The sequence below is a fragment of the Pseudomonas sp. NBRC 111123 genome (assembly GCF_001320205.1).
Classification (GTDB): Bacteria; Pseudomonadota; Gammaproteobacteria; order Pseudomonadales; family Pseudomonadaceae; genus Aquipseudomonas; species Aquipseudomonas putida_J.
The window spans coordinates 45084-53287 of the sequence record NZ_BCAZ01000040.1; the positions used below are offsets into that span (position 1 = coordinate 45084).

At 65.1% G+C, this 8204-nt stretch carries 6 protein-coding genes; 3 read left to right on the forward strand and 3 right to left on the reverse strand.

Annotation, left to right across the window (positions count from 1 at the left end):
* Window position 1 precedes the first annotated feature (1 nt).
* Genes APH27_RS19220 through APH27_RS19230 form a run of 3 tightly spaced genes read right to left on the reverse strand, consistent with a single transcriptional unit; the run spans window position 2 to window position 4576 of the window.
* Window positions 2-1213, reverse strand: coding sequence for a cytochrome c (locus tag APH27_RS19220; protein WP_060485651.1), 1212 nt, complete (start codon window positions 1211-1213; stop codon window positions 2-4).
* A gap of 2 nt (window positions 1214-1215) precedes the next feature.
* The gene (locus APH27_RS19225; protein ID WP_060485652.1) at window positions 1216-1752 is read right to left on the reverse strand and encodes a (2Fe-2S)-binding protein; all 537 of its coding nucleotides are present in this window, start codon (window positions 1750-1752) and stop codon (window positions 1216-1218) included.
* Window positions 1745-4576: a xanthine dehydrogenase family protein molybdopterin-binding subunit gene (locus tag APH27_RS19230; RefSeq protein WP_060485653.1), complete on the reverse strand. Its 2832-nt coding sequence runs from the start codon at window positions 4574-4576 to the stop codon at window positions 1745-1747. The genes APH27_RS19225 and APH27_RS19230 overlap by 8 nt, the downstream gene beginning before the upstream one ends.
* Window positions 4577-4858: 282 nt before the next feature.
* Here APH27_RS19230 and dsbD point away from each other — a divergent pair, with 282 nt between their 5' ends.
* Genes dsbD through dsbG form a run of 3 tightly spaced genes read left to right on the forward strand, consistent with a single transcriptional unit; the run spans window position 4859 to window position 8167 of the window.
* A complete protein-coding gene (dsbD, locus tag APH27_RS19235) occupies window positions 4859-6571 on the forward strand; it encodes a protein-disulfide reductase DsbD (RefSeq protein ID WP_060485656.1) in 1713 nt (570 codons plus the stop codon).
* Complete coding sequence (locus APH27_RS19240) at window positions 6571-7407, forward strand: TlpA family protein disulfide reductase (protein WP_060485654.1); 837 nt, start codon at window positions 6571-6573, stop codon at window positions 7405-7407. Before dsbD ends, APH27_RS19240 begins: the two co-directional genes overlap by 1 nt.
* A gap of 1 nt (window position 7408) precedes the next feature.
* Window positions 7409-8167: a thiol:disulfide interchange protein DsbG gene (gene dsbG, locus APH27_RS19245; RefSeq protein ID WP_027921291.1), complete on the forward strand. Its 759-nt coding sequence runs from the start codon at window positions 7409-7411 to the stop codon at window positions 8165-8167.
* Window positions 8168-8204: the final 37 nt, after the last annotated feature.

An 8204-nucleotide genomic window follows, 5' to 3' on the forward strand; every position in this document is an offset into this window, starting at 1 on the left:
TTTACTCCGCCTTCAGCTCGGCGAGCTGCTGTACGGTCAGGTCGCCGGGCAATCCACCCCAGGCCTGGCGCAGGTAGTTGACCATGTCCGTCACGTGCTGGTCGTCGAGCTTGTCAGCAAAGCCCGGCATCGGCTGCATGCGCTCGAAGCCGGTGAACTGCTGTTCACGGATGCCCTCAAGGATCGCCTTCGCGAGGTTGCGTGAGTCGCTCTGGCGCAACACGGTGTTGCCCTGCATGGCCACGGCGATATGCGGTTTGCCCTCACCGTCCACACCGTGGCAGCCGGCACAGACGTTCAGGTACTGCTGACGCCCCCGTTTAGCGCTGTCGGTGAGCTGCTCCAGTGGCACTGCCTCGATCACCTTGGCCTTCGGCGGCTGGTCTCCGAGCAGGTAGGTGGCCATGGCGGCCAGGTCGGCGTCTTCAAGATGCTGGGTGCTGTGGTGCACCACCGGGAACATCTCGTTGAACATGCTACCCTGGGCGCTGATGCCATGCTTGAGGAAAGTGGTCAGGTCCGGCTGGGTCCAGCCGCGCTCGGCCAGGTCCTGGGCCAGCAGGCTCGGCGCCAGGTAGCCAGCCAACAGGCCGCCGGTCAGGCGCTTGTCCTGTTGCAGTGCACCGATCGGGTTGCGCGGGGTATGGCACTCGCCGCAGTGGCCCATGACCTCGACCATGTACTGCCCGCGCTGCCAGGCCGGGCTGTTGCCTTCGGTTGGCTGCAGTTGCACGCTCTTGCCATAGAGCATGTTCCACCCCGTCAGGCCCAGACGCACGTTGAACGGGAAGCTCAGCTTGGTTTCCGGCGCCGGGCGGTTGATCGGCGGGATGGTCATCAGGTAGGCCAGGATCGCGTCCGAGTCTTCCCGCTTGATCAGGTGATACGAGGTGTAGGGCATGGCCGGGTAGAGGTTGGCGCCATCCTTGCGTTTGCCCTCGGTCACGGCAGCGAAGAACTCGTCGGCCGTGTAGTTGCCGATGCCGTACTGCTTGTCCGGAGTGATGTTGCTGCCATAGATGGTGCCGAACGGCGAATGGATCGGCAGGCCACCGGCAAACGGTGCGCCGCCTTCGGCCGTGTGGCAGGCCATGCAGTCGGCCGCACGGGCCAGGTATTCACCGCGCTTGACCTGCGCCTCGTCGGCCGCCTGGGCAAGCGAGACGACCGCAAGGCCCAGGGCCAGCGCGAGAGTGCTGCGAATGAAGCCCATGCTCAACCCTCCTTGACCAGGCCGAGGTCATTGAGCACCGTGCGGGTGGCGTCGTAGTAACGCACGTACCCGGTGCAGCGGCAGATGTGGTGGCCGAGGCTGGCCTCGATGCGGTCTTGCACTTCGCTCTTTTTCAACGGCTGGCGCTGGGCGGTTTCCACCAGCACCGTGGCGGCGTTGACGAAGCCTGGTGCGCAATAGCTGCACTGGAAGGCGAACAGGTCGACAAACTTCTGCTGGATAGGGTTCAGCGTCAGGTTGCCGGCCTCGTCCTGCTTGGCATGGCCTTCGATGGTACGGACCTTCTTGCCTTCGAAATAATGTGCACCGGTGATGCAGGTACGCACTTCCTCGCTGGTGCCGTCGGGGTTGTCGACGATCACCACACAGGCGTGGCAGATGCCCTGGCCGCAGCCCAGGCGGGAACCTGTGAGGTTCTGGTGTTCGTGCAGGTAGTCGATCATCGCCAGGTCATCAGGGACCTCGACCGGGCCGACCGGTTGACCGTTGAGGGTCAGTTGCAGTGGACGGTTAGCCATTGAGGGCCTCCTTGATACGGGCTGGGGTGATAGGGAGATCGCGCACGCGCTTGCCAATGGCATGCGCCACGGCGTTGCCGATGGCACCGACGACCGGGATCATCACCACTTCGGCGATGCCCTTGGACGGGTCGGTCGGTGACAGCGGCGGGAGGATTTCGCTGGTCTGCTTCCACACCGCCACATCGCGCGCATGCGGCAGGCGGTAGCGGTTGAAGTTCCAGTCGCCCTCCCCGGGCCCGCCCTCGTACAACGGCATTTCTTCGGTCAGCGCATGACCGATGCCCATGGCAATACCACCTTCGAGCTGGCCTTTGACCAGTTCCGGTACCAGCACCCGGCCACACTCGACCCAGCTGTGGTGGTTGAGCACCTGCACTTCGTGTGTGCCCTTGTTGACCTTGACCTCGACGATGGTCGCCACCGGGCTGTAGTAGGTGACCATGGCGTTGTTCAGCTGGGTATCCGGGTACGCGGCATTCTGCCGGTCGAGCAAGTGGTAGCCATGGCTGCTCATCTGCGCCTTCTTGGCATTCACCGCGCCGTCGCCGTATTTCACCGCCACGGCATCGAGCGGGAAGCGTTCGCGCACGCCATCGATGACAAAGTCGGCCTCGGCCCAGCTCCAACGGTTGAAACCGTGCACGCTGGCACCGGTGACCAGGCCCATCTCGTGGGCCTTCTGCGCCAGCTGAGCGAACGGGATCGGCGCCAGGCCGTTGCCGGTCAGCTCGCCGTTGACCCACACCGCATTCTCGCGGCGCACCACCAGCGGGTTGGCCTGGCCGCCATGCGGCCCCTGGCTCCAGATGGCCATGGCTGCCGGCCACAGGCCGTGGTTGAACAGCACACGGGCCGCTTCACGGGTGGCGTGGCTGAAGTAGAACGCCGAGTTGGTCGCCGACGACGGCGAGGCCAGCTTGCCGACCCAGCGCGGGTTGCGCAGCGCAGCGTCCTGCTCGGGCTGGCTGATCAGGTACGGGTTGCCGCTGGTGCTCAGCTGCAACTCCGGCCATTCGGTGACCGCAGTCTTGACCTCATCAGCCGAGCGGCCCAGGAAGTCACTGACCACCAGGGCCTGGGACGTGGACATGCCGGTGCCCAGTTCGGTGCCGATGTGACGCAGCGTGATACGGCCATCGGCGGTGAACTCGACGCTGGCCATGGGGGCTTCGGAACCTGTGCCGAAGTCTTTCTGGCAGATGGCAAAGCCGACGCCGTACCAGTGGTCCGGGTCCTTGGCGTCCATCTGTTGCTTGCGCGTATCGCGGTTGCGCCACCAGTCGTGCACGGCAGCCTTGTCGAGGATCTCGTACAGGCGCAGGGCACCGGCCGGGACTGCGCCCTGGGTGTTCTTCATGCCTGACTTCAGCGCGTTGGCGCGGCGCAGGTCGATGGCATCGACGCCCAGTCGACCGGCTATCTCATCCACCATCATTTCGGTGGCCGCCATGCTTTGCAGGGTGCCGTAGCCGCGCATGGAGCCCGCCTCGACACCGCGCGAGAAGTAGGCAGTCACCGACAGGTCGTTCTGCGGCATGTAGTAGATCGATTGCGCTGCAGTGGCGCCCACTGCGGCCACCGACGGGCTGTAGTTGATACGCCCGCCACCGTCGCAGCTCATGTCGGCACGGAAGATCTTGAAGCTGTTGTCCTTCTTGTCCACGGCCAGCTGGTAACGGATGTCGAAGGCATGGCGCTTGATGCCGCTCTGGAACTGCTCGTAGCGGTCGTTGGCCAGGCGGATCGGCACGCCGTTGCCATACAGCGCGGCCACGGCAGCGTAGAAGACAAAGATGTTGTTGTCTTTCGAACCGTAGCCCACGGTATAGCCCGGGTGCATGTTCAGCGTGTTCAGGACGAAGCGCGACGGCTTGATCATGTGCACGCATTCCTGTGCCGCTTCGAACGGGCACTGGGTTGCGACCACGAAGTGCAGCGTGCCGGTCGCAGGGTCGTACCAGCCGTTGCCGTTGTCCGGCTCCAGCGCGGCAGGCTCGATCGACGGCGTCTTGTAGCGTTCGTCGAACACCAGCCAGTCCTCGGGCGGATTGTCCAGTTGTTCACCCATGCGCTTGGCGTAGAACAGGCCCTGTTCGGTCAGGTCACCGTGCTGGTTGGGCGCTTTGGACCACACCGGCTTGCGGTTGAGGATGGTGGGGAACAGCATGGAGTTCTTCAGGCTGGAGAACTCATCGTCGTCGAACGGCGTGGCACCGCCCACGCGCACGAAGCGGAAGCTGCCATAGGGGTCACGCTGGTACAGCGGAGCCTGGGCGCCGTACTTGATCGCCTTGTCGTTGAACTGCAGTTTGCGCTTGGCCTGGCGGAAGCGCTCGAAGTCGTGCCAGATCAGGATCGCCACCGGGTGGCCGATGAACATCGGCACCTGGCCAGGCGGCAGCAGCGGGTCGGGCGAGTGGGCCTCGGGCCAGGCGATGCCGTCCTTCGCCAGGTCGGCGGCGGTGACGATACGGTCCGGCTGCAGGTCGGCGCCGAGCAGGCTGAGGTCATGGCCGGCGTAGATACGGTCGGCCTTGGTCGCCTTGAGCAGCAGCGCATGGCCTTGCTGGGTCGGCCAGCCGGGCATGTCCTTGGCGCGGATGTCGCGGGCAAAGACCTTGTTGCCACAGACCTTTGACAGCGCGTCATTGCGAAAACGAGCCTTGCCGTCGTGGTTCATCCACTTTTGCGGCGAGGTGGTGACGCGCTCCTCCATCAGGGCGGCGAATGCCTGGCTGCCGAGCGGCGCCATGGTCACACCGACACCAGCGATCAGGCCGCCTTGCAAGAAGGCGCGCCGGGAAATATCACGGTTGGACATGCTTGATCCTCTGGGCAGAAGAGTATCTGCCCATCTTTTTCTGATTCTTATGCGGGGAACTCGGAAGGGTGAGAACCTTGTCGCTTGAGCCAGGAAAAACTGACTTCTGCGTCAACTTTACAACAAGAATATGGGCATAAGCAAAGTCAAGCCGACAATATGTCGCGGTGTTTCGAAGACCGACACGCGGCGCCGCCGCAACAGCTTCACCAGGAACGGTTAACCTTGGGTTAATCGACCCCCGCCAGCATGGCCACCATTCCGTATTGCCAAGGCGAAGACATGCGCATCCTTCTGCTCTTCCTGACGTTGCTCCTGGCCGGCCCGTTGCAGGCCAACCCGTTCGACGTCAAACCCGACTTCCTGCCGGTCAACCAGGCGTTCGTGCTGACCCACGACCGCCAGGCCGACGGCCAGATGCGCCTGTACTTCCAGATCAAGCAGGGTTACTACCTGTACCAGAAGCGCCTGAAGTTCGACGGCCTGTCCGCCGACCAGCAACCGCAACTGCCTGCTGGCCTGAATCACCACGATGAGTTCTTCGGTGACACCACGGTGTACCGCGACCAGCTCGAACTGTTGATCCCGGCCAATGCCCAAGGCCAGCTACGGCTGGGCTGGCAGGGCTGTGCCGATGCCGGCCTGTGCTACCCGCCGCAAACTACCCCCATCGACCTAGGCGGCAGCGTGGCGCCGGCCGGCGAGCAAGCCAGCGACCAAGCACTGGCCAGCGGCTTGCAGAGCGCCAGCCTGGGCTGGAGCCTGCTGGCGTTCTTCGGCCTTGGCCTGCTGCTGGCCTTCACCCCCTGCTCGCTGCCGATGCTGCCGATTCTCGCCGGCCTGGTCCTGGGCAACGGTGCCAGTGCCCGGCGTGGCTGGCTGCTGGCCGGGGTCTATGTACTGAGCATGGCGCTGGTGTACGCGGCCCTTGGCGTAGTCGCGGCACTGCTGGGCGCCAGCCTGCAGGCGTGGCTGCAGCAGCCCTGGCTGCTGGGCAGCCTGGCCGGCCTGTTCATCCTCCTTGCCCTGCCGATGTTCGGCGCCTTCGAACTGCAACTGCCGGCCGCCTTGCGCGACCGCCTCGACCGCGCCGGGCAAGGCACCCGTGGCGGCAACCTGTATGGCGCGGCGCTGCTTGGCGCACTGTCTGGCCTGCTGCTCGGCCCGTGCATGACCGCGCCACTGGCCGGCGCACTGCTGTACATCGCGCAGAGTGGCGATGTGCTCCAAGGCGCATTGGTGTTGTTCAGCCTCGGCCTGGGCATGGGCGTACCGCTGCTGTTGCTGGTGACCCTGGGCAACCGCTACCTGCCGCGCCCGGGGGCGTGGATGAACCGGGTAAAAGGTGTGTTTGGCTTCGTGTTCCTGGCCATGGCCCTGTACACCGTGCGCAGCCTGCTTGCCGCCCCTGTATTGCTGGCCCTGAGCGGCGCCTGGCTGATTGCCCTGGGCTGGGCCAGCTGGCCGGCGCTGCAGCGCTTGCCGGCACTGCGCGCGGTACCGCTGCTGGGCGCGTTGTGGGGTGGCTTGCTGCTGGTCGGCGCGGCAGCCGGTGGTGACGATCTGTGGCAACCGTTGCGGCCGTTCGCCGGCGGTACTGCCACCGCCACTGTGCAAAAGGCCGACGAGCACTTCGTCACGGTCAGCAGCCCTGAAGCCCTGCAACGCGAGCTGGATGCCGCCAACGCTCGCGGCCAGTGGGTCATGGTCGACTACTACGCCGACTGGTGCGTGTCGTGCAAGGTCATGGAAAAGCAAGTGTTCAACCGCCCTGACGTGCAAGCCAGCCTGGCGGGCGTCCACCTGCTGCGCCTGGACGTGACTGCCGATTCCGAGGCCAGCCGCGCGCTGCTGCAGCGCTACCAGGTACCCGGCCCCCCCAGCATCATCTGGCTCGGCCCGGAAGGTGAAGAACGCCGCGCACGGCGCATCACCGGTGAGGTAGATGCCGCCGCATTCCTGCAACACTGGACCCAGACCCGGAGCCAAGGCTGATGCTGACGGTAACCCTTGGGCCACTGACCATGGCCCTCAACCACCTGCTGATGCTCGCCGCCCTCGGCGTGGCCTGCCTGGTCGGCTGGTGGGTCGCCCGGCGCGGCGGCGAAAGCCCGGAATCGGCGTTGTTCAACCTGTTCCTGATCGGCCTGCTGTGCGCCCGCCTGGGGTTCGTGCTGGCCTACTGGCCGATGTACCGCGACGACCTGCTGCAAGTCATCGATATCCGTGATGGCGGTTTCCTGCTCTGGTCGGGCCTGGTCGGCATCGTCCTCGCCACCTTGTGGCAGGGCTGGCGCCAGCCTGGCCTGCGTCGCCCGCTGGGCTGGGCACTGTTCAGCGGTGCGCTGTTCTGGGGCCTGGCCAGCCTGGGCAGCCACCTGTACAGCAAGGGCACTGCACTGCCCGAACTGAGCTTGCGCAATGCTGCTGGCCAGTCCGTGGCCCTGCACAGCTACCGTGGCAAGCCGCTGGTGATCAATATCTGGGCCACCTGGTGCCCGCCCTGCCGCCGGGAAATGCCGGTACTGCAACAGGCCCAAGGCGAATACCCCCACGTGACCTTCATCTTCGTCAACCAAGGCGAGACGCCGGAGAACGTCACAACGTTCCTCGCCACCACCGGGCTGAGCCTGACCCACGTGCTGTTCGACGGCACCGGCGTGCTGGCCCAGCGGGTAGGCTCGATGGCCCTGCCCACCACCCTGTTCTACGACGCCGACGGCCGCCTGATCGGCAGCCACCTGGGCGAGCTGTCGCGGGCCAGCCTGCGCCATGCCCTGGAACCTTTCGAGCGGGCCAAGCCGCCCGCCTCTGCCGCACAAGGAAACTGACATGCGATTGACTGCCCTGCTGCCCCTGTCCCTGGCCCTGCTGGCCGCCCCGCTGGTGCAGGCCGAAGACCTGCCCAAGGCGATCCAGCAACTGCAAGCCAAGGGCGCCGAGATCAAGGGCAGCTTCGATGCGCCCAACGGCCTGCGCGGCTATGCCGCCGAGTACCAGAACAATGCCCTGGCGCTGTACCTGACACCCGACGGCAAGCACGTGCTGGTCGGCAGCCTGTTCGACGAACAGGGCAAGGACCTCAGCGCCGAGCCGCTGCAGAAGCTGGTGTATGCGCCGATGAGCAAGGAAATCTGGGCGAAGATGGAGAAAACCTCCTGGATCCCCGACGGCAAGGACAGTGCGCCACGCAAGGTGTACCTGTTCAGCGACCCCAACTGCCCCTACTGCAACATGTTCTGGGAACAAGCGCGGCCGTGGGTGGAATCGGGCAAGGTGCAGTTGCGCCATATCATGGTCGGTATCATCCGCGAGGACAGCCCCGGCAAGTCGGCGGCACTGTTGGCAGCCAAGGACCCGGCCAAGGCGCTGCATGAGCACGAGAAAGCAGGCAAGGCGAGTGCCCTGAAGCCGCTGGACAAGGTGCCAGATGCCGTGCAGCAGAAGCTGGCGGCGAACATGGCCCTGATGGAAGAGATGGGGCTTCAGGCGACCCCGGCGATCTTCTACCAGGATGAGCAGGGCAACCTGCAGAGCCAGCAAGGCGCGCCGCGGCCGGAGCTGCTGGGGAAGATTCTCGGCAAGCGGTAGTGCATGCCTTGAAATTTGTATTTGCAGGTAGATCGAG